The sequence below is a fragment of the Herbiconiux daphne genome (assembly GCF_024979295.1).
Taxonomy (GTDB): domain Bacteria; phylum Actinomycetota; class Actinomycetes; order Actinomycetales; family Microbacteriaceae; genus Herbiconiux; species Herbiconiux daphnes.
Window position 1 is genome coordinate 1 of sequence record NZ_JANLCJ010000636.1, and the last position, 570, is coordinate 570.

At 44.4% G+C, this 570-nt stretch carries 1 protein-coding gene; it reads right to left on the reverse strand.

The genetic code is table 11. The features are described 5' to 3' along the window. The coding region (locus N1032_RS26880) for a portal protein (protein ID WP_259543740.1) at window positions 1-570 on the reverse strand (570 nt) is incomplete at both ends.

A 570-nucleotide genomic window follows, 5' to 3' on the forward strand; every position in this document is an offset into this window, starting at 1 on the left:
GATAAGCAGTAGCTGTTGCTACCTGACTCATACCGCCATCACCATTAGTAATATCTGTTGGCTGAGTAAGTGTCTCCTGAGCAACTTCCTTAAGCTGGTTATTAGCTGCTACGTATGTCTCTGTTAGCTGCAATGGCTGGAATCTGTCTACAGCGCCAATCTGTGCAACCTCAATCACTGAGCCAGGACGATTCTGTAACAGGCTCTGTTTATCATACTGGCCTTTTACTGCCTGATATTGTGGGTAGGTTGTACGTAGTGCTACCTGTTCATGCATACGCTGAGAAAGGGATAGACTATCTTGGAACTGTTTAGCCAGATGGAATAAACCACGGCCTAAGAATTGACCTTGTGACCGCTCCATTTTACATACTACAAACGGGAAGCGCTTAACCTCAGTGAATGAAAGTAATTCATCCCCACAAGTTACAACCTGATAAGGCCGTGTCTCTCCTTTAGGGTGAATGAATGAACTGTAAATGTAATGCTCTACAATTGAAATACGGCGCTGTTTAGGGTCAATACTTTGCGGGGTATCAAGGCGACCTCTGACAAAAGGAGACTGATAAT